The organism is Pedobacter roseus, assembly GCF_014395225.1.
GTDB lineage: Bacteria > Bacteroidota > Bacteroidia > Sphingobacteriales > Sphingobacteriaceae > Pedobacter > Pedobacter roseus.
On the sequence record NZ_CP060723.1, the window covers coordinates 5393530 to 5420038 of the forward strand.

A 26509-nucleotide genomic window follows, 5' to 3' on the forward strand; every position below is an offset into this window, starting at 1 on the left:
TATCTTGTTTTTATTAATACAAAGGTTACATAGATTTTAAATGAGTGTTCTCATAATAATCTACTTTTGAATTTTTGTATAATCATACCAAAACATGAAACGAGTACTTATATCTGCACTGATGTTGTTCATTTTTACTGCTTCTTTTGCCCAAAAATTTAACTGGAACAAAAACCAGGTGATCGCGCACCGTGGCGCCTGGAAGAAAAATAATTTTCCTCAAAATTCCATCGCTTCTCTAAATGAAGCTGTAAAGCTAGGTTGTTATGGCTCAGAGTTCGACGTATGGATGACAGCAGACGGTGTTTTGGTGATTAACCACGATCCGGAATTTCAGGGTTTAACCATCGAGAAAGTCAGTTATAAAGAATTATTGACTAAAACCATGAGCAATGGGGAGAAAATCCCAACTTTAGAGGCTTATTTGCTTGAAGGGAAAAAACAGAAAAGTACAAAACTGATCTTAGAGATCAAACCATCACTCATCAGTAAAGAGCGCGGTATCGATGTTACCAATAAATCTGTAGAAATGGTACAGAAGTTAAAAGTAACCGATTGGGTAGAATACATCAGTTTTGATTACGATTACTGCAAGCGTGTTTTAGCTTTATTGCCAAAAGCAAAAGTGGCTTATTTAAGGGGCGAAATCAGCGCTGAGCAAATGAAAGCCGATAAATTAACGGGTGTTGACTATCATTATAGTGTTTACCAGAAAGACAACTGGATCGAAAACGCGCAAAAACTGGGTTTAACTGTAAATGCATGGACGGTAAATACAGCACCTGAGATGCAGTGGCTTTTAGCCCACAAGGTAGATTACATTACCACTAACGAGCCTGAATTGCTTTTCGAAGAAATTAAAGAAACGCCGGTTGCGCAAGGGTGGAAATTAAAATGGGCAGATGAATTTGATGATGCCGGATTGCCTTTAGCCAAAAATTGGAGCTATGACGTGGGCGGAAAAGGCTGGGGAAATAACGAGCTTCAATATTACACTGATGCCGATAGTGCAAACGCTGTGGTAAAAAAAGGAAACCTGAATATTACTGCTATAAAGGCTGATAAAGATGCCAGCCATTATACCTCGGCCAGGCTGGTAACCAAAAACAAATTCGATTTTAAGTATGGCAGGGTAGAAGTGCGCGCCATGTTACCAAAGGGCAGGGGTTTGTGGCCTGCAATATGGGCTTTGCCAACCGATTGGAAATATGGCAACTGGCCAAAAAGCGGCGAAATTGATATTATGGAACATGTAGGCTACGATCCTGACAGTGTGCATGGAACCGTGCATACCGAAAAATTTAATCACGTCATCAAAACGCAGGTAGGTAAAGCGTTAAAAGTAAATAACCCTTATACCGAATACCATGTTTATGCCATAGAGTGGTTTGCCGATCGTATCGATTTCTTTATCGACGATCAAAAATTCCTCACTTTTAACAATACCAAAAAAGGATCGGGTGATTGGCCTTTCGATCAGAATTTCCACTTGATTTTAAATGTAGCTGTAGGTGGCGGCTGGGGCGGAAAAAAAGGGGTTGATGATGCTATTTTTCCGGCAACCATGAAAGTTGATTATGTAAGGGTGTTTCAGAAGTGATGGAAGATGTGAGATGGATGAGGGAAAATGGTTTACAGATCGATAGTTCATTGTAAAGGTTAACTGGTTAATTGTTGAAACTGGTTAACTGAAAATTGTAAACTTCCAATTGAAAAGGTTTCATTGCTGGGTTGTTAAATTGTTGGAATAGCTCGTTTGGACTAAAGACCGCAGACTAAAATTTAACTGTCTACTGAAAAATGCTAACTGAAAACTATAACTTGCGGTATCTAAGCTATATTGTATAATTTATGGACTCACGTAGAGAATTTTTAAAAAAGGCAGCCTTGTTTGCCGGGGCCACGGGCATGGCCAACACTTTGCCCAGTTCGGTGCTAAAAGCCATGTCGATTAACCCAGAGCCAGGCAGCACCTTTTATGATGCAGAACACATTGTTTTTTTGATGCAGGAAAACAGGTCCTTCGACCACATGTTCGGAAAAATGAAGGGCGTTCGTGGCTTTAATGATCCGCATCCGCACATACAGCCGGATGGTAACAAAGTTTGGCTCCAAAAAGATGGTCAGGGTTATACTTATGCCCCCTTCCATGTCGACATTAACAAAACCAAAATTACCTGGCAGGGTGGTTTGCCACACTCGTGGAACGATCAGGTTGCTGCACGTAATGGCGGTCGTTATGATAAGTGGCTACCCGTAAAAACACCAATGACAATGGCTTATTACGATCGGAATGATATTCCTTTTTATTACGCCATGGCCGATGCTTTTACGATCTGCGATCAGCATTTTTGTTCTTCGTTAACTGGAACAACACCAAACCGCCTCTTCTTTTTTACCGGAACCATACGGGGAGAGAAAAGTGCAAACCGTGTGGCAGTAGTGAACAATGATCAGGCCGAATCGCAGAACAATGTATTTGTAGACTGGCCAACTTTTCAGGAAACGTTGGAAGATAATGGCATCGACTGGCGCATTTACCAGAACGAACTTTGGACATCAAAACTTCCTGAGGGTGAAGTAGACGATTGGTTGGGAAATTACGGCGATAATCCTGTTGAATACATCAGCAGGCACAACGTTAAATTATCAGCTTATTTCAGAAAAAATGGCGATAATACGGTCAAACCTCCATTATCAGCCAAAGAAGTTCAGACGAAATATGATAAATTATCTCAAAAGGAAAAAAACCTGATTGATAAGGCCTTTACCACCAATATTTCACAAAAAGATTACCTGGAACTTGAGCCTTTTACCTTTAAAAACGATCAGGGTGAATCAGAAACCATCAATGTTCCAAAAGGGGATATTTTCCACCAGTTTAGAAAAGATGTAGACAGCGGAAAACTGCCAACCGTTTCGTGGTTAGTGGCGCCACAGCGTTTTTCGGACCATACCAGTTCGCCATTATATGGAACATGGTATGTAAGTGAAGCTTTGGATATCTTAACTAAAAACCCTGAGGTTTGGAAAAAAACGATTTTCGTATTAACCTACGATGAAAATGATGGTTATTTCGATCACCAGCCGCCTTTTGTAGTTCCGAATCCTGATGATCCAGGCAGTGGAAAAGTATCAAGCGGAATCAACTATGCAACAGATTTCGAAGCCCGCAAGGGAAGTCCGATTGGTTTGGGTTACCGTGTACCTTTGGTTATTGCTTCGCCATGGAGCAAAGGCGGTTTTGTAAATTCGCAGGTTTTTGATCATACCTCTTCATTGATGTTTATGGAAAAATGGCTGGCCAAAAAAACGGGGAAAGCTGTTAAAAGTAACAACATTAGCGATTGGCGCAGAAATATTTCCGGCGATTTAACTTCCGTATTCAGGCCTTATAACGGTGAAGAAATTAAATCTCCTGAGCCCTTAAAACGCGATGTGGTGGTAACCAATATCGGAAATGCTAAAAACAAACCCGCACAGGTTGGTCCAACGGCCCTGAATAAAACCGAGATAGCTAAAATCAATAAATTCGAGTCCTTTTCACGTGAAACATCGATCCATGCGCCTAAACAGGAGAATGGAACCAAACATGCCTGCGCGCTACCTTACCACTTAATGGTAGATGCATATTTGGTGAACAACGAAATCGAGCTTACTTTCCAATCGGCCAAAACCTTATTCGGCAGTGAAACTGAAAGTATTGGCGCACCATTCAATATGAATACCATTGCCAAATTTAAAGGGGTGGCGGGTAAAACCTGGGCTTATGCGGTAAAGGCTGGCGATACCCTGAAAGACAATATCAAAATAGATGATTTCGATAACGAAGCTTACGACCTTGCCATCAGCGGGCCTAATGGCTTCTACAGGAATTTTGCCGGAAGTAAAAAGAATCCTCAGGTTGTCATAAAAGCTTACCCGGAGCAAAGCGGTTTGGTAAGTAAAAAACTTAACGGAAACCTTGTTTTTGCCATAGAGAACAAAAGTACTGTTTTAATTACCCTGCAGGTTATCGATAATAAATACAAAACCGGAACAAAAACGGTCAGTATAAAACCGAAATCGGGCATTAATGTGGTATTTAATTTGGCTAAAAATGCCAATTGGTACGATTTCAGCATTGTACAAACTGGTAATCAGATTTTTAAGCAACGTTATGCAGGCAAAATAGAAACCGGAGAAATTACCCAAACCGATCCATATATGGGTAACGCATAAAATATCCCCCAAAAAGGGGGATGGCTTTTGAAAGAAATTATGCTTATTTTGTATGGTATGTGCAGTAAACTGTCTATAGTCAAGATAAATCTCATAATTTCTTTCATTTTGGTTTGTAGCCTTCAGCTATCGGCCCAAAGCTATAACTTTACCAATTACAGTTTAAAAGATGGCCTGCCGCAATCGCAGGTAATGGTTATTTACCAGGCAAAAGACAGAACGCTCTGGCTGGGTACTTTTGGAGGCGTAAGCAATTTCGACGGAAAAGTATTTACTTCTTACAGCAAAGCCGATGGCCTGAGCTCAAATTCGGTAAACTGCATTCTTGAAGATAACCAGAGGCAGGTTTATTTTGGAACCGAGGTGGGGATCAATGTGCTAAAAAAGGGAAAAATAAACACCATATTTTCAGGAAAAAACGTAAGCCATCTCTTAAAAGATAAGCAGGGCACCATCTGGGGAGTAACCGAACATAAACTTTTTAAAATTGAAAAAGGCAAGCTTGCTTTTTATCCTCTAGGAGGATTATACGTAAATGCCATTAATGCTGACCAATTTGGCAATCTTTATGCGGTTGTTGCAGAAAAAGGGATTTATCAGCTCAAAAATAACAATTGGGTTATTTATCAGGAATTGCCGGCCGAAATTAGTGCGCTATCCATCAGAAAAATCCTTTTTGACCAGAAAAACAGGAACAAAGTTTACCTGTTAACCTACCGTAGCGGTATTTATGTGGTTGAAAATGGAATGACCAAACCTTTTTTTAAAAATCCAGCCATTGATACCTATTACGCTTTAGCGCAGGATAACAAAGGCAACATGTGGGTGGGTTCTGAAAAAGGTGCATACCTTATCCATAAAAACGGTTCTTTTATTTATTTCAATGCGGAAAACGGGCTGAGCGATAATCAGGTAAATGAGATTTTTAGCGATGCAGAAAACAACATCTGGATTTCCTGTTTCAGTGATGGCATTTACAAGTATGAGGGCGATGCCTTTATCCGTTATAATAAATTTAAAGGTCAGAATATTGCTTACCCTATAAGCGGGATTGCTGCGGATAAAAAAGACAACCTATGGTTTGGCACCTATAATAAAGGGGTGTTTAAGTACGACGGCAAAAAAGTAGTACAGATCGATAATCCGGTTTTCAAGGATAAAAAAATCTATTTCGTTTATGCCGATAGAGCAAAAAATATCTGGATATCAACTTATGGTAACGGCGTTTGGAAATACGATGGTCAAAAATTTTCGCAGGTACTAAAGCCCGAACGTTTTGATAACAGTTGTATTGGAGAGGATAGTGAAGGCGGCATCTGGATAAACGGATTAAAATCATCCACTTATTTAAAAGATGGGAAAATTGAAAAAATTACTGGCTTTGAAGGCTATTCCTCCTGTATTTTTCCCTATCCCTTAAGCAAAGATAGTGTACTGCTGGGAACCTCTAATGGCGTTACGCTCATCAGAAATAAAAAAATAGATCGTACTTTCCAGATTAAAGCACTTAGCCACATACATATATTAAGCATCCTTAAACATGGTGATAACCTGGTTTTTGCTACGCTTGGAGATGGGCTCATCACCTGGAACCTCAAAACAAAAGAAATTAAACGTTATGTAATTGCCAACGGACTTAACTCTAATGATATTTATAGCCTGGCCACCGATAATGGTGGAAATTTATGGGCGGGAACAGGGCGTGGAATCAATAAGTTAACCTTCAATAAACAGGAGCAACGCTACGATGTTTTTAGAGATCATGCGCTAATTGTAGAGTGTAACCAAAATGCGATTATCAATTACAAAAACAATATTTTGGTGGGCACCATTAGCGGGCTGATCCAATGCAAAATTGTACCTCCGGGCCAGAACAAAAAAAGCCCTTTTATCCATATCCAGCAGGTCAGTGTTTTTCATAAAAATGACCGGTCGAAAGATCTTTCTATTGATTTAAACCGCAGAAACGATAGCTTTTACAAGTTAAACTACAGTCAGAACCACATTTCAATCAGTTTTAAGGGCGTGTACCTCACAAACCCCGAAAGTGTGCTTTACCGTTATAAGCTGGTTGGGATAGATAACGATTTTAGTAAACCCGTACCCAATACGGAAATTGAATACTCTGCCATCAGGCCCGGAAGTTATACTTTTCAGGTATATGCCATTGCAAACGGTCAACAATCCAATATCGAACAGTTTAGCTTTACAATCGTACCGCCTTATTACGATACGGTTTTGTTCAAGATTATTGCTTTTTTGGTGATGATCTTTTTGATCTGGCTTATTTTCTACCTGATTTTTAAAACCCGGGAACGGAAAAAATACCAGTTTGAAAAATTAAAATTAAAGGAGCAGGAAAAAATCAGGAAACAGACGGCAGAAGATTTTCATGATGATATTGGCAATAAATTAACAAGGATTAATGTTTTATCGGAACTTTTAGATAAAAAAGTAGATGGCGCAGAAAAAGACCAGAAAGAACTGATCCGCCTGATCAGGGAAAATGCAGGCTTGCTATATACCGGCACAAAAGATATCCTTTGGGCCCTTGATCCGCATAGTGATAATCTTTTCGAGATTTTGGTGCACATTAAAAACTTTGGCATCGATTTATTCCAGAATACAGGCGTTGATTTTAAAATGGAAGGAGTATTGCCCAAGTACCAAAAGCTGCACCTATCAATGGAGTTTAACCGCAACCTGACGCTTATTTTTAAGGAAATGCTCAATAATGTATTAAAACATGCAAAAGCCACACAGGTGCTCATTATGGTTATCGAAACGGATCACCATACCATCAATATTTTAACCACAGATGATGGTCAGGGTTTCGATCTTGACTCTGTTGAAAGGGGAAGAGGTTTAAACAATATTCAAACCCGCTGTAAACGGATAAAATCTACTTTCCAGATTTCTTCCACAGAAGGAAAAGGAACAACAACCACAATTTCTACCCGGATTCCTGTCACAAAATAGCATAAAAGTCGTCTAACATTAAACACACCCAAAAATGAACCATACTATACGAATTGTTTTAATAGAAGACGATGATATTTTAAGAATGGGCTATGAGTCGTTATTAACTGATATAGAAGATTTTGCAGTTGTAAATTCTTACGCATCATACGATTTAGCCAGGAAACATCTAGATGCCGATCAGCCCGATGTAATTCTGCTTGATATCCAGATGCCAGGTACAAACGGTTTACAGGCATTGCCCTTTATCAAAAAAACTTTGCCCAATGCCCATATCATCATTTTAACCGTATTCGATTCGCCCGAGTTGGTTTTCGAAGCTTTAACGATGGGGGCGGGCGGTTACCTCACCAAAAATTCGAGTGCAGCAAAAATTATCGATGCCGTTAGGGAAGTAAGTACAGGCGGCGGTGCCATGAGCACCAATGTAGCCCGGATTGTGATGCATTCTTTTCAGAAGAACCTGAACTCTCCATTAACCAAAAGAGAAACAGAGATATTGGACAGGATAGCCAACGGACAAACCAAACCTCAAATTGCCAACGATCTTTTTATTGATCAGGAAACGGTGCGGAGCCATGTAAAAAATATCTATATCAAACTCGATGTAAACTCAAAGGCCGAGGCCATTAAAACCGCAAAAGAAAAACGTTTTATTTAAGCTATAAGAATCTGCCTTTAAAAAATAATGCTAAAATCACCCTTTTTGGGTGATCCTTCCTTTTCAATTCCGCTTTAATTTTACACCATACAATTAAACGGAATAATGAGTCCCTCTGCTAAATTCTTTTATGTGCAAGTGAAGCAACTAAATGATGCGGGGGCTTTTTATGCCAATTGTTTAGGGATGCCTACGGAAACAACCACGCTTCGCGGACAGGAAAAAGGAATATTGGTTAAGGCAGATGGCGAAACCAATATTTTTCTTTCGGAACTTCAGCATCAAAACCAGACCAATATAATTGTATTACAAAGTGATGATTGCCTGGAAGATTATTGCAGGTTAAAATCGAGAGGTGTAGTTTTTAAAAAAACACCATCTTATTTAAGTGAGGGTTTAAGTGCTGCATTTTCTGATCCCTATGGTAACGAATTTATCATTTTAGAACAGCGTAACTATAATGAAGATTAATGGCATGAGGTACGTTAAAGAATTGAGCAACAGAAACAGAATCGTTAGCGAGAGCACTTGCGAAGCCGTTTATGAGCAACAGAACGATGCTTATACCATTAAATTTGTTTTTAACGGCGCCGAAGATTGCGAAATCAATAAACGGAAATTCAGTATTTACCCTGATACGTTTGCAGTGGTAAATGCAGGAACGAACTTTTGCAGTAAAATAGATTCCATAAACCCTGTAAATACATTTTCGGTTTCATTCGGAGAGCATTTTTTTACTGATTTTCACCATAGCCTATGCAGTAGCAACGAAAGTTTACTGGATGGGAAAGGGGCTAAAAGCCGACCGGCATTTATGGAATCTTTATATCCCTTTACCGGCGATATGCGCTTTAACGTACAGCACCTTAAAAATCAGCTCGATAAGGGTTTGAAAGACGAAATGCTGATCAATGAATACATGCACCACTGCCTTTTAAACTATTATAAAATTTATGATCGCGAAGTGGTGCAAAAAATGGATAAACTCAGCTTTATCAAAACCAAAACCCGCGAGGAGGTTTTAAAAAGATTAACACTGGCCAAAGAATATATCAGCAGCAACTACAACCAGAACATTACTTTGGAGGCTATTGCAGAACAGGCCTGTTTATCGGTTAACCATTTGCTCAGAACATTTAAAGAGGCTTATGAGATCAGTCCTTACCAGTTTTTGATGCAACTGAGGTTAAACCGGGCCAAAAGATTATTACAGACCACCACTTATTCGTTAAACGAAATTGTGGGGTTAGTGGGTTTTGAATGCCCAAGCTCATTCATCAGATTATTTAAAAATACATTCAACATTACCCCTTTAAAGTATAGGAGGAGTAAGTTGAATTAATATAAATAGTGATTTCTGCATATTTTGTATATCAGGATGAAACTATTTTTGAAGCTCTTGCAGGACAATTTGTAGAAGTTTTTTCCTGTTTAGGTTAATAATGATTAAAAAAGCAAACTGCCAGGATTGGAGTTTGCTTTTTTGCGTTTATAGCCCTTCTTACTAAAAACGGTGATTTTCGCACATTTTGGGATTTTGATAGCCCCTAAATTGCTTATTGATTTGGTTTTATGCACCCCGGCTAAAAACTAGACTATAAACTAATTACTAACTATTTATTTCTCAACATGAAACAAAAATTACTATTGATTTTAATGGTGACGGTTTTGTCTTATTTCAACGCCCTGGCGCAGAATAAAACAATCACCGGAAAAGTGGTTGATGCAGACGATGGCTTACCGTTGCCTGGTGTATCAATAAAAATAAAAGGAACATCACAATTAACCCAAACTACAGGGCAGGGAACATTTTCGATCTCGGTACCTGCAGATGCACAGACTTTGGTGCTCAGTTACGTAGGCTATACTGAGCAGGAAGTAAAAATAACGGGCGAAACATTAAATGTACGACTGGTTGCATCTTCTAAAAACCTGCAGGATGTAATGATTATTGGCTACGGAACGATAAAGAAAGAAAACTTTACCGGATCGGCTGCAGTCATTGATAACGATGTTTTAAAGGACCGCCCGGTTACTTCTTTCGAAAAGGCTTTGCAAGGGGCAGCAGCAGGTGTGCAGGTAACCAGTGTGTCTGGTCAGCCGGGAGCAACCTCTACCGTGCGTATTCGCGGTGTAGGCTCTTTTTCTGCCTCTAGCACGCCGCTTTACGTAGTAGATGGTATTCCGATTACCAATGGCGATTTAAGTAATGTAGCGCAAACTTCTGATGTATTATCTACACTTAATCCGAATGATATTGCTTCGTTAACAGTACTAAAAGATGCTACAGCAGCAGCCATTTATGGTTCAAGGGCAGCCAATGGCGTGGTGTTGATTACCACTAAACAAGGTAAAGCAGGCCAAACCAAATTAAACCTGAGCGCATATACCGGTTACTCTTACCAGGCGGTAGATAAACCAGAGGTAATGGATGCCACCCAATATTACAAAACCTATTGGGATGTGTATTATGCACAACGCCTGGCAGCAGGTTTAACACCAGCTGCTGCAGCTACAGCCGCGAACGGATTAACCAATGGTAAATTGGTTGTAAACCCATATAATACGGCTAATCCTTATGGCGCAAATGGTGTATTGGCCAATGGTGCAGCAGTGCTTTACGATACCGATTGGCGCGATGAAGTATTACGCAGGGGTGTTACCAAAAATATCGACTTATCGGCAAGTGGAGGTAATGAGAAAACTAAATTCTTTGTTTCTGGCGGATATTTTGAGCAGAATGGCATCGTAATCCGTTCAGATTTTAAACGTTATTCGGGTAAGTTTAACTTGAATTCTGATGTGACCGATTTCTTAAAAATAGGGATCAACAATAGTTTGGCCCGTACCGAGCAAAATACCCCGGCAGGAAGTACAGGTTCTGACAACCCGGTAAACTTTGCCGATCAAACCGCAAATATTTATCCTCTATATGTAAGGGATGCAAACGGAAATGTGGTATATGATGCTACTGGCAGTCCCGTTTATAACTACATCAACCCGGTTACACCTGATTTTAACCCGGTTGGCTTATCAAAATTAAACGAATACAATACCATCACCAATAGGGTAATCACCAGCCCTTACGCCGAAATTAAATTTTTAAAAGATTTTACGGCTAAAACCATGGTGGCTGTTGATTACATCAATAACCGCGAACGTCAGTTTTATAATATGGAACATGGCGATGGGGTAAGTGTTAAAGGCAGGGCATACCGTTATACTAAAGAAGATGTTACGGTTACTTTCCAAAACACCTTAACCTACGATAAAACGTTTAATCTCCACAGTTTTAACGTATTATTGGGTCAGGAGGCTTACCGTACCAAGCAAGATTACATTTATGCCCAGGCTACAGGTTTTCCTTTTCCGGGTACCAATGAGCTAATTTCTGCTTCAACCCCAAATACTACCCAATCTTATTATACCCAGAAAAGATTTGCATCGTATTTCTCCAGGTTAACCTATAATTACGATACCAAATATTATTTATCTGGAAGTGTAAGAAGAGATGGTTCTTCTGTTTTTGGAGCTGACCATAAATATGGAACATTTTATTCTGTAGGTGGTGCATGGCGTATTGGAAGAGAAGATTTTCTTAAAAACTTAAGCTGGCTTGACGAGTTGAAATTAAGAGCAAGTTATGGCACTACGGGTAACGACAGGATTGAACGTTATGCTGCACAGGGCTTATACGCATTGGGTAAAAACTACGAAGGCCAATCCGGTATTAACTATTTCCAGTTACCAAACCCTGATTTACGCTGGGAGCAAAACTCAACATTCGATTTAGGTTTGGAATTTGCCATTTTTAAAGGAAAATTGAGTGGTGAAGTTTCTTACTATAAACGTGGCTCGAAAGGATTATTATTTGGCCAGCCCGTTTCGCAGCTAACTGGTTTCCGTACGTTAACCACCAATTTAGCCTCAATGGATAATTATGGCGTAGAGGTATTATTAAATGCAAATCCGGTTAAAACCAAAGATTTCGACTGGAATATCTCATTCAACATTACTTCGAACAAAAACAAGATCAACCAAATGACCCAGGCTGAGGTTATTGATACCGATGATCCAACCAAAAGATGGACTGTAGGAGGCAGCAGATACGACTGGTATTTACGCGAATATGCAGGAGTAGACGCAGCTGATGGAAAACCGATGTGGTATATGGATGAAGTGGTGAACGGTCAATCAACAGGGAACAGAATCACTACTAAAAACTGGTCAACAGCTACCAGATACAACAATTTCGGTTCATCATTACCTAAATTTACCGGTGGTTTTAACAATACCTTTAGGTACCAGCAGTTCGATTTAAGTGTATTCACTTATTTCTCAACAGGTGGAAAAATTTACGATACCCTTTATGGAAATTTAATGCATGGAGGTGCCAATGTGGGTAAACAATTATCGGTAGATAATTTCAACAGCTGGCAAAAACCGGGTGATGTAACAGATGTACCTCGTTTTGTAATCAACAATACCGATTTGGGGAACAGCACATCTACCCGTTTCCTATACGATGGATCTTTCTTAAGAGTAAAAAACATTGCCTTAGGATATACATTAAAGAAAAACTGGTTAGAGGCCATTCATTTATCAACGCTTAGGATTTATGCAACTGCAGAAAACCCTTTTACGCTTGCTAAGCATAAAGGTATGGATCCTGAATCGGCACTTACCGGCTTAACCAATAATGATATTCCAAATGTTAAAACGTTTACGTTGGGCCTTAATGTTGGATTTTAATTTAGAGAAAAATGAAAAATATAAAAATATATAAAACCACCATTTACATCGGTACATTACTGTTATTGGTAAACTTAACCGCTTGTAAAAAGGAATTTCTTGAGGTAAGCCCTACCCAACAAATCAATTCGAAAGAAGCATTTTCATCGCTGGCTAAAATTCAGGCGGCTATGACGGGTATTTACGATTTAACAACATTCTCCGGCTACACCAACAATATGATTTTAAGTGCCGATGTAAAAGGTAATGATGTAATGATTGTAAGTGGTGCCGCCAATTATAACCGTTTTGTAGCGCAATATCAGTTTATCGAAACCTCTAGCAATGGTGATGTTGGTGCCTGGTGGGAATACAGTGGAAAGGTGATTTCTAACGCGAATCAGTTTGTTGCTAATATCCCTACTGCACCTATAACTGATGCACAGAAAACCGAATTCCTAGCCGAAGCCAGGGCTTTAAGGGCATATACTTATTTTTGGCTGATCCGTTGGTTTGCACAACCATATACCGTTAATCCCGAAGCATTAGGTGTACCTATTGTGAGGGATCCGCTTGGCCCTAACGATCCTACACCAGGCAGGGATAAAGTAAAAGATGTTTATGCTTTTATTATAGATGATTTAAAATACGCAGAAACAAACCTGCCTGCTGGTAGAACAAGTGTTTACAGGATGACTAAAGCCGCCATTCAAGGCACATTGGCCAGGGTATATTTAAACATGGGTAACTGGGCAGAGGCAAGCCGTTACGCAAAACTGGCACGTACAGGAAAACCATTGAGTACTGCTGCGGCACTGTTAACTGGTTTTAATACGGCTACCACCGAATGGATTTATGGCATCAATGTTCGTACAGATGATAACCAGGGTTTCCTGGCGGTATCGTCTTTTTATGATCCTTATGATTCAGGATATTCTAGTTTTAGGGTTACCGACGACTTTTTTAACTCTTTTGCTGCAAACGATGAGCGTAAAAAGCAATTTTTGGTAAAAAGCAGCACAACAGCCGATCCTAGCACCGGTGCTTACAGAAGAAGAGGTGAGGGCTATTTAATTAATAAGTTCGATTTTACCACTACCACAGCTAACAACCAGGTGCTAATGCGTTCTGCAGAGATGTATCTGATCGAAGCGGAGGCAGAAGCAAGGCTTAGCAATGAGCCTGCAGCTAAACAAGCGCTTTTAGCTGTACAGCAAAGGGCAGGAGTGGCAACCGCTGTTTCATCAAACACCGGCGATGCACTGATAGAAGAAATCCTATTAGAGCGTAACAAAGAATTATATGGCGAAGGGCATAAATTTTTTGATTTGTTGCGTACCAAAAAAGGCGTTAACAGAACAGGTTCTACCATACACTGGAAAATTGTAAACTTCCCATCTGGTGATAACAGATTGGTTTCGCCAATTCCTCAATCGGAATTAGATGCAAATCCGGTGTTAAAACCACAACAAAACCCAGGCTATTAATACCATGAAAAATTAATAAATCCAGCCCCCCTCAATTTATTTTGAGCGGGGCTTTTTTGTTTTGCATCACATTTTAGTTACCTCATCATTAAGGTGTTATCGGCATATTATTTTGCTATAATCTAACCGAACTTTAATAAAAAAACACCAATAGTTATGAAACTAAAAGCTTTAGTGATTTTATTACTAGGTACTACAATCACCAATTATGTTTTGGCTACCGAAAAGCCAACCGCAAGCCATAAATCAGTAATCAATTATTATATGGACAGCTATATGAATTCTGATTACAAAAAGCTGAAAGCTGTTTTAAGCGAGGATGCTGTTTTTACCTCAAATAGAGATGTAAGGGTAATTAAACATAAAGCAAGTGAGGTATTGAGTGAGATGAAAAAAAATGAGGGTGTAGTGCAGCGCGATTGCAATATCAGTTCTACCATCGTTTCAGAAAGCGACGCCCTGGTAATTGCCCGGATAGATATTAATTACGAACTATTTGATGGTGCACAGCAAAACTTTGTCATCATCGAAAAAAATAAAGATGGCGAGTGGAAAATCAGCCAGGTGTATAAAGTATTTATTTCCAGCGAAAGTGAAGCCAGAAAGCTGGTTTCAAATTCACGTTAAACAAAAGAATCCCGGTTTATGGCCGGGATTCTTTGTTTTTTCTTTATTTCTATTCTTAAAAACTGATCGGTAATTCTACCTGCGTTCTGTCCCAGCCTATAATCAGGTTCGCACCTTCCGTAGCCGGTGTAAAGGTTAACGAGAAATATTCTATCGGTTTAGCCAATGTTTTAACCGGAACATTTACGCGCACAATATCTTTTGATTGATTATACATAAAAGCACCCCATTTATCGGTTTCGCTATTTACAATAATGGTCCAGGTATCTTTGTTCGGGATGGCAAATAAGCTGTAAGTACCTGCTTTAATTTTTTTGCCGCCAATGTTCACCTTTTTAAAGAAATGAATTTCTGTACTTTCGTTGGCCCCAAACCGCCAAACCGCTCCATATTGTTCTAAAACCCCAAAAATATCGCGACCTTTTTTCTGTGGACGTGAATAAACGATCTTGATAACCGGTTTGGTCGGATCGCCGGCTTTAACCTTTGGGGCATTAAGCGGGAAATAAACAATATCTGCAGGACTTGGGTCTGCAGCAGGGAATTTTACCTCAGCGGTACTGGCCTGTTGAGCCTTTGCGCTAAAGCATATAAGAGCGAAAACAACAATGAAGATATTTTTCATTTAGGTATAGTTTGTTTTCTGTAGCGATGATGCAATTATGATTTTACAATATTGGTAAAAGCACAATGTTCTCAATTGCCTTGAAATTAAATTTTATAGTCCTTTTAAGGACGCAAATGCAAAAAGGCTAAAAGAAACTAGTATTTTCTTCCTTTTACAATGGCGTTTAAAAATAAGCCTGCAGTTAACAAACCTAAAACACCACCTAATAAAGCGAAAATATAGTTTTGCGTAATAATTGCTCCAGTTAAAACTCCGAAGAATAAACCTAAAGCATAATATAACCAGTTGAAATTATTGTTGCTGTTTTCTTGTACACTCATGTTTTTTGTTATTTGGAGGCAAAGTTAATATTTATTTTAAATTTTAATTTGTCAATCTCCCCAATTATCCAATTAATTATCAATTCTGTCCAATTTGTAACCCCCGTTTTTTAAATAGCTAATCAATTCTGCCAAGCGGTTGTAAAATTTATCGGTTCTCCTCGCATCTGTTCCGATGTGCAACAACAGGATAAAACCATTTAAACCATTTTTACGGCTTTCGTTAAAGAAGGTTATCGATTTAAAAATTTCATCGCTAGATCTATAGCTTTTGCCCATTTCCGGGTAGGTATAATCTGCGTTTGATCTTGTGCCCGGCGTAAAATTGACCAGTTCCAAACCTTGTTCTTTGGTCCAATTGGCAATGGTTTCATTATACCACTCGTAGGGAGGAAGGAAATATTTCGCGTCTGCCTTATTGATTCCAAAACCTGCCATTGCACCGTAGTTATTGTTAAGGTCTTTTTCGAACTGCGCTTTGGTGAGCAATAAACTATCGCGTTTAGTCCAGTCGCAGTATAATAAATGCTGATCTGAGTGAGGGCCGAGGTAATGTCCCTCACTTTTAAGTTTTTTGATCAATCCATTAAAGCTCGGGTTCCTGTAAAATCTTCCGGTAAGAAAAAAAGATGCTTTAACCCCTTCATCGTCTAACACCTGGCTTATTTTTTCGCCGCCATCTCCAAATTCATCACCCGTAAAAACCAGGTAGATTTTCTTTTGGGTAGAATCTCTGCGGATATTGGCGCCCAGGTAAAAAGTGCTATGGTTGGTTGGGGTTTTAGCTTGCGCCTCTTTCGCCGCCAGTAAATAAATGAGCGATGCCGTTCCATCCATGGTTGGTTCATTGGTACTGTAATCGCCATAATCATCATGATAAACAGCCAGCTCGCTCTGAAAATCAGCATATTCATCTGCTTCGTTTAGCTTAATGCCGATCAAACCTTTGTAAATATTGGTGTAAACCGGGCCATCAACCAAACCTCCATTAATGGGGTAATTTTTTAAGTGGGTAAAAGCCGAATGTGGATCTGTTGGTGTATCGCCCCATTCGGGTAATCCATAAACCATGCTGGTACCCCATGGATTACAGCCGAAAAGCCAATCGAAATTTGCCTGCTCCAGTTCTGTATAGGTTTTATCGCCGCTTAAGGTACCGTACCAGTTGCACTGCATGGCAAAAGCAACGGTTAAATTATTGCTGCACCAAATAAAAGGAATTCCGCGGTAAAAGGCATTATTCTTTGCCCTGTTCCACACCTCCTCAATTCCTTTTTTATAATAGTTAATGGCAGTTGTTCCCTTTTCTTGCCTGGCCACTTCATAATGGCCCAGGTTAATAAATGGATAATATTGATAATGTGCTGCCGTATCTCTTTGTAGCCAGGGGGTAATGCTTTCCTGTTTGGCATATTGTAAAGCCCGGTCTATTTTCTTCTGTTCAACTTTTTTACGTCCGAAATTGAATGAAGCTTCGGCCAGTTCCATATCATCTACCCAATTGTCTTCTGCATAAATGTATGGCGATTTTACAGAAGCGGTTTGCGTTACCCCTGGTTTTTGTAGAGCAAACTGGTAAGCCGTTTTAGCCTTTTTAACAAGCAATTGAGCGTAATTAGGATCAACGGGTTTAAACAAAACCGACCCCAGGTTAAAAGCACTCGTAAATTTAGCTGCGGTAGAACTGGTTCCGGTGGTATTGTTCATAAATTTGCCACGTTGCTGTGGTTCACCCGTAATAAAATAAAGCGGTCGTTCAAATCCTTTGCCATACTGGCTGTCTTCTTTTGGTATCCGCATGCTAATGTGGTCACGGTCATCGGCCAATTGGTTAAACATGATTTTTTTCTTTGGATGCATTTTAAGCAGCCAATCTAAACCCCATTTTGCTTCATCCAGAATATCGGCCCTGCCATTTTTTCCGGCCAAACCATTTGCCTGTTGTTTATCGCCAAAAACCTGCGGAAAATCACGGTAGGCCATCAGTAAATGATAGGTGGCATTGGCGGTAGTGGTCGAATATTGCAGGTAATCGCTCGCATCATGCCATCCACCTGAAGCATCAAAATGTGTACTGTCTTTAATACCTGCTTTTGCACCATACAATACAAAGCCATCATGCGTGTGGCAGCTATCTTTTAAGTACGGATTAAAACCACTTCTTTGCTGCCGCATATATTGCAGGCAAAAATCGGCCGCACCTTTATATACTTCGTCATTAATTAACAGCAGGGGGATGTAATGCCATTTGCCCTGATGTAAAAATTCCCCTGCTTGTTAAAATCGCTGAAGTTCAACCGGGCGGTTTGCTTAAAAGGACCGTAACTGCCAAATGGCTTAATGCGGCTTGAGGTATAAACGACTTTACCCGTTTCTTTTTCTACAATCTCAAAGCGCGCAGGTGTTTCATCTGTTTTACTTGCCCATACTGCTACTTTGATACCTTTGGTAGGGTAGCCCAGCAGATTGATCCTGATCCAGGTCTGTTCATGCTTTCTTTTATCACTGGTAAATGAAATCAGAAAACACGAAATACTGAGCAAAGCGATTGTTAAAAAGTACTTATTTTTCATTTCAAAGGATGATTAGCTAATTAAAATTAGGGTTTTATCAAGATAATGTAAAAGAAGTAGTAAAACATTTGGAAATTAATCAATCGTTTGATTAATTTTGTGCTGTCAAAAAGAAATGAAAACAGAAAAAGTAGATAAAAAACAGGCCATTCTCGACGCAGCTGAAAAGCTGTTTTGCGAAACGGGGTATGAGGGAACTTCTACCCGCCAGATTGCCAAAGAATCTGGAGCGAACATGGCGATGATAAATTATTATTTCGGTTCGAAGGAAGGCGTTTTTGTAGAGATCATGAACGAGCGTATCGCAGGGTTCGCATCTCAGTTAAAAATCATCAATGAAGATAAGATTTCGGCATTGGAAAAATTGCACAAGGTTATAGAAGGCTATGTAAATAGGATTATGAATAACACTGCATTTCATAAAATGATGCACCGCGAACTGTCTTTAACCCAGAGACCCGAAATGTACGATAAGATTAAAGATGCCATGAGTCATAACATGCAACTTATTGATCGCATTATTACCGACGGGATAGAAGACGGCACCTTTAATAAAGTAGATGTGCGGATGGTAATTGCAACCATTATGGGCACCATTACCAATATAGTTATTGCGCCCCACAAAGTAATATCGTGCTCTAATTTCGACCTGAACAACCCGAAAGACAAAAAAATTATTAAAGAGCGGGCGATAGCTCACTTACAAGATCTAACAACAGTTTATTTAACAACAAAAAGATGATACCCAAATCGATTAGATTAATGCTTGCGGCGTCATTAATTCCGGCAGCTTTGTTTGCACAAAGCAGCAAGGAATTAAATATTAACCAGGCAATAGAACTTGGCATAGCCAATAGTAAAAACTTAAAACTTTCTCAAAACAAAATTGACCAGGCTGTTGCAAAGCTTGAGGTTGTAAAAGACAATGCCTTACCAACCGGAAATGCGAGTTTTATGTACAACCACGCTGAAATTCCAACCAGCACTTTTTCACTGCCTGGGGGAGGATCAACTTTACAGTTACCAAAAAGAGCAGATGCATTTGTAGGTACAGCAGCAGTACAAGAACTGGTATACGGTGGCGGTAAATTAAAGTATGCTAAAGAATCGACCAAATTATTGGCCGAGGTTGCACGTTTAGATGCAGATAAAAGCAAAGAAGAAATTACTTATGCGGTAATCAACACTTATTATTCTTTATACAAGGTTTTACAGAGCAGAAAAGTGGTTGATCAGAATTTAGAATCAATCGCCGCTCAGATTAAACAGGCACAACGTTTCTTCGAACAGGGTATTGTAACCAAAAACGATGTACTGCGTTTCCAATTGCAACAGGCAAATGTTACGTTAACGCAGATGGATATTGAAAGCAACCGCAAAGTAATCAACTATAACTTAGACATCCTTTTGGGTTTACCTGAAGATACAGAAGTTAAAATTGTTGATCCAACGCTTGGCTTAAAAACACCAGGTTCGTTAAACGAATATATCGGTCAGGCTTTCGCTAACCGCCAGGAGCTGAAACAGCTTGATATTCAGAACAAAGTGGCCGATTTTAATGTCAAAACTGTTAAGGCAAATACTTTACCTACCGTTGGCGTTGGTGCTAACCTTTATTACATTAACCCAAGCGGTAACTTTATTCCGCCAACAAACCAGTATTTAATGCCGGTTACAATAGGCGCAACGGTTTCATGGAATTTCGGAAACCTTTGGACCAATAAAAACAAAGTAAGCCAGGCTAAAATTGAACAGAGCGAAATTACCATTCAGAAAGATATTTTATCCGATCAGGTAAAAACCGACATCAACAAAAATTTTCAAAGTTACCAGGTTGCGATGAGCAAAATCCAGGTTTTGGAAACTTCAATTGCACAGGCAACAGAGAACGATAAGTTATTGGCATCAAAATACAAAAACAATGTGGCTTCGGTTACCGACCGCATCGATGCAGAAACTTTATTATATCAGGCAAAAATAAACTTAGAGATAGCGAAGGCAGATGCAGGTTTGGCTTACTATACACTATTAAAATCAACAGGAAAAATAACGCAATAAATACAGCAATGACAACTGAAAAGAAAAAAAAGAACATAGTAGTACCCATCATTTTAGGTGTTTTACTAGTAATCGGTATAATCTTCGGGATTACCGAATGGAGTTATTATAGCAAACACGTAGATACGGATGATGCTCAGATTGATGGCGATATCAGTCCTGTTGTTGCCCGTGTTGGTGGTTATGTTAAGGATATTAATTTTGAAGAAAATACACATGTAACCGAAGGTCAGATCCTGGTGAAGCTTGATGATAACGATTACAAAGTGAAATTAGAACAAGCGCAATCTGGCCAGAAAGGTGCAAGCGCAGGTGTTGGTGTGGCAGAATCGCAAATTGCGGCTACCCAAGCCAATACTGGTACTGCAAAAGCAAACGTTGATGCAGCAAAATCAAATGTTGCAGCTGCAAACGTTAAAGTAAATTTAGCACAGAAAGATTATAACCGTTACGAAAACCTGGTAAAAGATGGATCGATAACACAACAAGCTTTCGATCAGGCAAAGGCTAATAAAGAATCTGCAGAAGCAGCAAGACAATCTGCTCTGGCAGCATACCAGGCAGCACAAGATCAATACAATGCTGCGGTTAAACAGGTTGGTACCACGCAATCGCAACTGGCAGTAAGCAGTAATGTAATCAGCCAACGCCAAAGTGATATCGATTTTGCTAAACTTCAGTTATCTTATACTGATATCAAAGCACCAGCTACTGGTATTGTTTCTAAAAAGAATGTTCAAAAAGGACAATTGGTTCAGGCAGGTCAGTCTTTATTCTCTATCGTAAACGACGAAAGTATTTATGTAACGGCGAACTTTAAAGAAACCCAGTTAGAGAAAATCAGAGAGGGCTCTAAAGTAGAAATCGAAGTTGATGCTTATCCAGACGAAAAAATTGAAGGTGAAGTGTATAATTTCTCTCCAATTACCGGAGCAAAAGGATCTTTATTGCCTCCTGATAATGCTACCGGTAACTTCGTTAAAGTTGTTCAACGTATTCCGGTAAAAATCAAAATCCATCCATCAAAAGAACTGTTGGCTAAATTACGTCCAGGAATGAGCGTTAAAGCTTCAGTATCTACTAAATAATATTAAAAATGGCCGAAGTAGGTTTAAAAAAGTGGATTATTACATTTACGGTAATCACAGCTTCTTTGTTGGAGCTGATTGATACGACTATCGTAAACGTGGCAATTCCACAGATACAGGGAAACCTGGGCGCCACCCTGGAGGATGTGGCCTGGCTTTCCACCGGCTATGCGGTAGCAAACGTTATCGTATTGCCAATGTCCGGCTGGCTGGGTAACCGGTTTGGCAGGAAAAATTATTTTCTTACCTCCATCATCGTTTTTACACTCGTTTCCTTTTTGTGCGGGAACGCCACTTCATTAAATGAGCTTATTTTATTCAGGATTATTCAGGGATTGGCCGGTGGTGGTTTAATTTCAACAGCGCAAGCTATCCTTATCGAAACCTGGCCACGTGAAGATGTGGGTATTGCAACAGCCTTATTTGGTTTGGGTGCGGTAGTTGGACCAACAGTAGGACCAACCATTGGTGGATATATCCTTGAAATCAGTTCCTGGCCGTGGATCTTTTATGTGAATATTCCCGTCGGAATACTCGCGGCCTACTGTACGTACACCTTTGTTCGGGCAACCCCTAAAGAAGGGCAGGGTCAACCTGTTGATTGGTGGGGTATCGCGTTATTGGCTATTGCAGTAGGTAGTTTGCAAACATTGTTAGAAAAAGGAGAAAGCGAAGATTGGTTCTCTACACCATATATCACTGCATTGGCTGTTGCTTCGGTATTCGGCTTACTGTTGTTTATCTGGCGGGAGATGACCACCGATCATCCGATTGTGAATTTTAAAATTATGAGGCACAGGAGTTTCTCTGTGGGTATGTTTACCTCATTTATTTTAGGTTTCGGTTTATATGGTTCTGTATTCGTGTTTCCGGTATTCTGTCAGAATCTGTTAGGGTTTTCGCCACTGCAAACCGGAGAAATTTTATTCCCGGGTGGTTTATGTACCATTGTAATGATGCCTTTTATTGGTATTATGCTCAAAAAAGGAGTTCCGGCGCAGATTATGGCCACTTTCGGAATGTTTGCCTTCTTTGTTTTCTGTTGGATGTTGAGCAATTCGACACTTCAGTCAGGAACCGGCGATTTCTTCTGGCCTTTGGTTATCAGGGGTGTGGGTATGGCCTTATTGTTTGTGCCTTTAACTACACTGGCTATCCAGGACCTTAAAGGACCGGAAATTGGTCAGGGTTCTGGCTTGAACAATATGATGCGTCAGTTGGGCGGTTCATTCGGTATTGCCGCTTTAACCACTTTGATCCACATCCGTTCAGGTTTCCACAGAAGTGTTTTGTTGTCGAATGTGAATGATTATAACCAGCCATTTGTAGAGCGCTTTAATATTTTAATCAAAGGTTTTATGGCAAAAGGACAAACTTTGTTCGATGCAAAAATTATGGCTGCAAAAGCGATGGAAGGAATTGTAACCAGGCAGACTATGTTGCTTACTTACGACGATGCATATTGGGTAGCCGGGTTGATCATGTTATTCTCGATCCCATTATTATATCTTCAAAAGTTTAAGAAAAATGCAAACATTCCTGCCGATGTGCATTAAAATTTGCAAAGAAATGCCATAAATAATGGCAAAAAACAAAAACAGCCGGTGTATTTTATTACATCGGCTGTTTTAACCCAAAAAATTAACAATCAATGCAATGCCCTTAAACATTGCAAATGTTCTTACTTAACCACATAGTGGCCAAATAAGATTCTAAAATTAAAATTTATTCTACAATTTTCCAAATTGTAAGCCTTAGAATTTTAATACCTTATGCATTTTTTGTAGTATTACGGTATACAAAACTATTGCCTAAGCTATGCCCAAACTTCGTTTAACAACGCAACGTGAATCTATTTTTAACAATGAGGTCATCTCAAAATTTGAACTGTTTAACAGTTTATTTCTCACCTTGCCTTTTTACAAAATTAAGGATACCGGAACACTGCTTCCCCTTTTCTTTAAAAGCTGTGAAGAAGGTATTGCGAACGGAGAAAAACCTGCACAAATTATAGAAGAATTTTTTGCCAAGTACACCAGTTATACCGAGCGTAAAGATATTGTTGACCTTCTATTCAGGTTTATCCAATATATCGAGCGTCAGGTGGTGCTTTTTGATGCGGTTGAAGATGCTTCTTTTACCAAGCTAAATACCACTGATGAGCAAAGTACACTGGCCTTTATTTTAAAAAAGAATGCCGATAACAAACCTGTACTGGCCAAAATTGAAAAACTGATTGATGAGCTTTCGCTCCGCTTGGTTTTAACCGCACACCCTACCCAGTTTTACCCGGGCAGTGTTTTGGCCATTATTACCGATTTAACCAAAGCGATCAGGGATAACGACATCACCTCGATGAATTCGCTTTTACAGCAGTTAGGTAAAACACCATTTTTTAATAAAAAATCGCCAACACCTGTTGATGAAGCTTTAAACCTGGCCTGGTTCCTCGAAAATACTTTTTACTTCGCTGCGGCAAACATTCAGGAAGAAATAGACCAGAATCTGGATGAGTACAACCTCGAAACCAAGAAAATTTTAGAACTCGGTTTCTGGCCTGGAGGCGATAGGGATGGAAATCCGAACATCCATGCCGATACCACTTTAGAAGTTTCTAAAATGCTGCGACAGATTCTTTTCCGCTGTTACTACCGTGATTTCAGGGTAATCAAACGTCGCATTACCTTCAGGGGAGTTGAAGAAAATATTGCAAAACTGCATGATGTGCTTTATCAAAATGCTTTCGATCAAACCTGCGAGCTTCATGATATTTCTGATGAATTAAGGGACAACCTGAATAAAATTAAAGAAACCCTGTTGGCAGAACACGAAGGTTTATTTGTTGACCTGGTTAACGACCTGATTCGTAAGATAGATCTATACGGTAACTATTTTGCTTCTTTGGATATCCGTCAGGATAGCCGCGTGCTGAGAAGTGTGCATGCTTACTGCCGCGAAAATAAACCGATTTCTTCATTATATCCTGCTGATTATGATAAATTATCAGAAGCTGAAAAACTAAACCTGATTTCTTTTAAAGAAGCAACCGTTGTTTATGCAAGCGAGCCTGATGCTTTAATTGCGGATACCATTGAGGTAATTAAAGAAATAAAGGGCATTCAAAAACGCAATGGCGAAAAAGCCTGTCACCGTTTTATTATCAGCAATTGCCAGCAGGCCAGCGATATTTTACAACTGATCGAACTTTTCCTATGGAACGGTTGGAGCAAAGAATCATTGACGATTGATTTTGTACCGCTTTTTGAAACCGTTAACGACTTAAAAGGCGCTGCGGCTATAATGGACACCTTGTATAGCAATCCCTTTTATAAGGCGCACTTGGCGAGCCGTGGCAATAAACAGGACATTATGCTTGGTTATTCTGACAGTACCAAAGATGGTGGTTATTTAATGGCCAACTGGTCTATTTTTAACGGAAAAACCTCATTGTCGGCTATTTCTGCTAAACACAATATTCAGCTGGCATTTTTCGATGGCCGTGGCGGCCCCCCTGCACGTGGTGGTGGTAAAACACACCGTTTCTATGCGTCAATGGGTAAAGAAATTGCCAATAAAAACATGCAATTAACTGTTCAGGGTCAAACCATCAGCTCGCAATACGGTTCGGTAGAAAGTGCTGAATTTAACATTGAACAATTGATCAATGCGGGATTAACCTCAGGATTAAAGGAAAAACATAACATTCTTTTAGATCCTGAAAATAAAGCCCTGCTTGATGAAATGGCGGAAGAAAGTTATAAAGCTTTTGTGGATTTGCGTGAGCACCCATTATTTGTAAGTTATTTAGAGAAATTATCTCCTTTAAAACTTTTATCTCAGGCCAATATTAGCAGCCGTCCGGTAAAAAGAAACGGCGGTGGCGAAATGAAGCTCGAAGACTTAAGGGCCATTAGTTTTGTAACGGCCTGGAGTATGCTAAAACAAAATGTTCCCGGTTTTTATGGAATGGGAACTGCCTTGAGCACTCAGGAAAAGGCAGGTAATTGGGATAAAGTAGTTAAGGTTTATCAGGATTCTGATTACCTGAAAACCATTGTTGATAATTGTATGATGAGCATGAGCAAATCGGACTTTGTAATTACGGCCCATTTAGCCAACGACAAAGAGTTTGGCGCCTTTTGGACTCAATTACATGATGAGTTTAAATTAACCAAAGAGATGCTCTTAAAACTCTCAGGACAGCCAACTTTAATGGCTAATTATCCTGTAGATAAAAAATCGATCGCCACACGCGAGAAAATTATTTTGCCTCTGGTATTGATCCAGCATTTCGCTTTAGAGAAGCTGCAGCATGATCAAAACGAAAAAGACCAGCATGCTTTAGAAAAGCTTGCGGTAAGAACGGTGTTTGGTATTGTAAATGCGGGTAGAAATTTAGCTTAATACTTTGTGCCAAATCTCGCAGGTTTCGGAAACCTGCGAGGGTTAAAAAAACCATATCCAAGGTCTGTGTCCTCACAGACCTTTTTTATTTGTAGTTCTAAACACAGCGAAGAATCTCCGGCATCATTGCATAAGGCATTCGGTTTTTATATTGTGCTGATTATTAGTTATATTTAAAATTGATATGAACTGATAAAAATGAAATTGAAAACAAAATTTATTATAGCCACACTACTACTGGCCATTTTTATAGTAGATATGATTTGGTGGTTTCGTGTTTCAGATAACAATAGCTCCTTTGAAATCGCGAAAAATAATTATTTAGCGGCGTTTCCTGCTTTCTTGCAGAATACGTTGTTATTAACGGGTATTGCCATTGCCATCCTGGTTATTTCAGGAATATTCTTTGTTCAAACAAGAAAAGGAAATAAACTTCAAACTGTGTCTACAGTTGGATTTTGTTTGAGCTTTACTCTAGCTTTTTGGCAATTATTTTCTTTAATGTAAGGTTAAGTACCATGGCCTGTGTCATCACAGACCTTTTTTAATTCCCCTGTTCTCACAAACGGTCGTTATTTCGACCTTAGTGGAGAAATCTTTTAACCATAGTTCAAAGATTTCTCCATTTCGCTGTGTTTCAGTCGAAATGACGACCTTACTATTGGGCCTGCTATTATATAGACTGAAACAATCTGCATATATTAGCACATGTTGAAGTTAAACTCTTAAGAA

General features: G+C 39.5%; 19 protein-coding genes. 15 read left to right on the forward strand and 4 right to left on the reverse strand.

Annotated elements, in window-relative coordinates; translation table 11 throughout:
• The first annotated feature begins 94 nt into the window (after positions 1-94).
• From H9L23_RS22220 to H9L23_RS22260, 9 genes are all read left to right on the forward strand, one after another.
• On the forward strand, positions 95-1600 hold the full coding sequence (locus H9L23_RS22220; protein WP_187592368.1) for a glycerophosphodiester phosphodiesterase family protein: 1506 nt from the start codon (positions 95-97) through the stop codon (positions 1598-1600).
• A 251-nt stretch (positions 1601-1851) separates the two neighbouring features.
• Positions 1852-4221 (forward strand): phosphocholine-specific phospholipase C, encoded by a 2370-nt coding sequence (locus H9L23_RS22225; protein ID WP_187592369.1) that lies wholly within the window; start codon positions 1852-1854, stop codon positions 4219-4221.
• A gap of 108 nt (positions 4222-4329) precedes the next feature.
• The gene (locus H9L23_RS22230) at positions 4330-7200 is read left to right on the forward strand and encodes a ligand-binding sensor domain-containing protein (RefSeq protein ID WP_187592370.1); all 2871 of its coding nucleotides are present in this window, start codon (positions 4330-4332) and stop codon (positions 7198-7200) included.
• Between the two features lie 34 nt (positions 7201-7234).
• The gene (locus tag H9L23_RS22235) at positions 7235-7861 is read left to right on the forward strand and encodes a response regulator transcription factor (RefSeq protein ID WP_187592371.1); all 627 of its coding nucleotides are present in this window, start codon (positions 7235-7237) and stop codon (positions 7859-7861) included.
• A 105-nt stretch (positions 7862-7966) separates the two neighbouring features.
• A complete protein-coding gene (locus tag H9L23_RS22240; RefSeq protein ID WP_187592372.1) occupies positions 7967-8332 on the forward strand; it encodes a VOC family protein in 366 nt (121 codons plus the stop codon).
• A gap of 4 nt (positions 8333-8336) precedes the next feature.
• The gene (locus H9L23_RS22245; RefSeq protein WP_187592373.1) at positions 8337-9203 is read left to right on the forward strand and encodes an AraC family transcriptional regulator; all 867 of its coding nucleotides are present in this window, start codon (positions 8337-8339) and stop codon (positions 9201-9203) included.
• A 287-nt stretch (positions 9204-9490) separates the two neighbouring features.
• Positions 9491-12613 (forward strand): SusC/RagA family TonB-linked outer membrane protein, encoded by a 3123-nt coding sequence (locus tag H9L23_RS22250; protein ID WP_187592374.1) that lies wholly within the window; start codon positions 9491-9493, stop codon positions 12611-12613.
• Between the two features lie 11 nt (positions 12614-12624).
• Positions 12625-14079, forward strand: coding sequence for a RagB/SusD family nutrient uptake outer membrane protein (locus H9L23_RS22255; protein WP_187592375.1), 1455 nt, complete (start codon positions 12625-12627; stop codon positions 14077-14079).
• A gap of 156 nt (positions 14080-14235) precedes the next feature.
• Positions 14236-14706, forward strand: a complete 471-nt coding sequence (locus H9L23_RS22260) for a Cif family virulence factor (RefSeq protein ID WP_187592376.1) — start codon at positions 14236-14238, stop codon at positions 14704-14706.
• A 55-nt stretch (positions 14707-14761) separates the two neighbouring features.
• Here the strand turns inward: H9L23_RS22260 and H9L23_RS22265 are convergent, their stop codons facing one another.
• The 4 genes from H9L23_RS22265 to H9L23_RS26720 all read right to left on the reverse strand — a co-directional run bounded on the left by H9L23_RS22265 (position 14762) and on the right by H9L23_RS26720 (position 18227).
• Entirely contained in the window at positions 14762-15331 is a 570-nt protein-coding gene (locus tag H9L23_RS22265) for a DUF2911 domain-containing protein (protein ID WP_187592377.1), read from the reverse strand.
• A 137-nt stretch (positions 15332-15468) separates the two neighbouring features.
• A complete protein-coding gene (locus H9L23_RS22270; protein ID WP_010599342.1) occupies positions 15469-15654 on the reverse strand; it encodes a hypothetical protein in 186 nt (61 codons plus the stop codon).
• A 72-nt stretch (positions 15655-15726) separates the two neighbouring features.
• The gene (locus H9L23_RS22275) at positions 15727-17829 is read right to left on the reverse strand and encodes a glycoside hydrolase family 9 protein (RefSeq protein ID WP_246474760.1); all 2103 of its coding nucleotides are present in this window, start codon (positions 17827-17829) and stop codon (positions 15727-15729) included.
• 47 nt (positions 17830-17876) lie between these two features.
• Positions 17877-18227, reverse strand: coding sequence for a cellulase N-terminal Ig-like domain-containing protein (locus tag H9L23_RS26720; protein WP_246474761.1), 351 nt, complete (start codon positions 18225-18227; stop codon positions 17877-17879).
• 115 nt (positions 18228-18342) lie between these two features.
• Between H9L23_RS26720 and H9L23_RS22280 the strand changes: the two genes are divergently transcribed.
• From H9L23_RS22280 to H9L23_RS22305, 6 genes are all read left to right on the forward strand, one after another.
• The gene (locus tag H9L23_RS22280) at positions 18343-18969 is read left to right on the forward strand and encodes a TetR/AcrR family transcriptional regulator (RefSeq protein ID WP_187592378.1); all 627 of its coding nucleotides are present in this window, start codon (positions 18343-18345) and stop codon (positions 18967-18969) included.
• Complete coding sequence (locus H9L23_RS22285; RefSeq protein WP_187592379.1) at positions 18966-20285, forward strand: TolC family protein; 1320 nt, start codon at positions 18966-18968, stop codon at positions 20283-20285. Before H9L23_RS22280 ends, H9L23_RS22285 begins: the two co-directional genes overlap by 4 nt.
• Before the next feature lie 8 nt (positions 20286-20293).
• Positions 20294-21373 carry an HlyD family secretion protein gene (locus H9L23_RS22290; protein ID WP_187592380.1) on the forward strand — a complete coding sequence of 360 codons (1080 nt, stop codon included), beginning with the start codon at positions 20294-20296 and terminating at the stop codon, positions 21371-21373.
• Positions 21374-21381: 8 nt separating this feature from the next.
• On the forward strand, positions 21382-22929 hold the full coding sequence (locus H9L23_RS22295) for a DHA2 family efflux MFS transporter permease subunit (RefSeq protein ID WP_025141700.1): 1548 nt from the start codon (positions 21382-21384) through the stop codon (positions 22927-22929).
• 262 nt (positions 22930-23191) lie between these two features.
• The gene (locus H9L23_RS22300) at positions 23192-25777 is read left to right on the forward strand and encodes a phosphoenolpyruvate carboxylase (RefSeq protein ID WP_187592381.1); all 2586 of its coding nucleotides are present in this window, start codon (positions 23192-23194) and stop codon (positions 25775-25777) included.
• A 198-nt stretch (positions 25778-25975) separates the two neighbouring features.
• Positions 25976-26284, forward strand: coding sequence for a hypothetical protein (locus H9L23_RS22305; protein WP_187592382.1), 309 nt, complete (start codon positions 25976-25978; stop codon positions 26282-26284).
• The last annotated feature ends 225 nt before the right edge of the window (positions 26285-26509 follow it).

Bases quoted from the DNA above. Each gene is read 5' to 3' on its own strand.
- H9L23_RS22220 (WP_187592368.1), top strand. From the start codon at position 95: ATGAAACGAGTACTTATATCTGCACTGATGTTGTTCATTTTTACTGCT.
- H9L23_RS22225 (WP_187592369.1), top strand. From the start codon at position 1,852: ATGGACTCACGTAGAGAATTTTTAAAAAAGGCAGCCTTGTTTGCCGGG.
- H9L23_RS22235 (WP_187592371.1), top strand. From the start codon at position 7,235: ATGAACCATACTATACGAATTGTTTTAATAGAAGACGATGATATTTTA.
- H9L23_RS22240 (WP_187592372.1), top strand. From the start codon at position 7,967: ATGAGTCCCTCTGCTAAATTCTTTTATGTGCAAGTGAAGCAACTAAAT.
- H9L23_RS22245 (WP_187592373.1), top strand. From the start codon at position 8,337: ATGAGGTACGTTAAAGAATTGAGCAACAGAAACAGAATCGTTAGCGAG.
- H9L23_RS22250 (WP_187592374.1), top strand. From the start codon at position 9,491: ATGAAACAAAAATTACTATTGATTTTAATGGTGACGGTTTTGTCTTAT.
- H9L23_RS22255 (WP_187592375.1), top strand. From the start codon at position 12,625: ATGAAAAATATAAAAATATATAAAACCACCATTTACATCGGTACATTA.
- H9L23_RS22260 (WP_187592376.1), top strand. From the start codon at position 14,236: ATGAAACTAAAAGCTTTAGTGATTTTATTACTAGGTACTACAATCACC.
- H9L23_RS22265 (WP_187592377.1), bottom strand. From the start codon at position 15,331: ATGAAAAATATCTTCATTGTTGTTTTCGCTCTTATATGCTTTAGCGCA.
- H9L23_RS22270 (WP_010599342.1), bottom strand. From the start codon at position 15,654: ATGAGTGTACAAGAAAACAGCAACAATAATTTCAACTGGTTATATTAT.
- H9L23_RS22275 (WP_246474760.1), bottom strand. From the start codon at position 17,829: ATGCGGCAGCAAAGAAGTGGTTTTAATCCGTACTTAAAAGATAGCTGC.
- H9L23_RS26720 (WP_246474761.1), bottom strand. From the start codon at position 18,227: ATGAAAAATAAGTACTTTTTAACAATCGCTTTGCTCAGTATTTCGTGT.
- H9L23_RS22280 (WP_187592378.1), top strand. From the start codon at position 18,343: ATGAAAACAGAAAAAGTAGATAAAAAACAGGCCATTCTCGACGCAGCT.
- H9L23_RS22285 (WP_187592379.1), top strand. From the start codon at position 18,966: ATGATACCCAAATCGATTAGATTAATGCTTGCGGCGTCATTAATTCCG.
- H9L23_RS22290 (WP_187592380.1), top strand. From the start codon at position 20,294: ATGACAACTGAAAAGAAAAAAAAGAACATAGTAGTACCCATCATTTTA.
- H9L23_RS22295 (WP_025141700.1), top strand. From the start codon at position 21,382: ATGGCCGAAGTAGGTTTAAAAAAGTGGATTATTACATTTACGGTAATC.
- H9L23_RS22300 (WP_187592381.1), top strand. From the start codon at position 23,192: ATGCCCAAACTTCGTTTAACAACGCAACGTGAATCTATTTTTAACAAT.
- H9L23_RS22305 (WP_187592382.1), top strand. From the start codon at position 25,976: ATGAAATTGAAAACAAAATTTATTATAGCCACACTACTACTGGCCATT.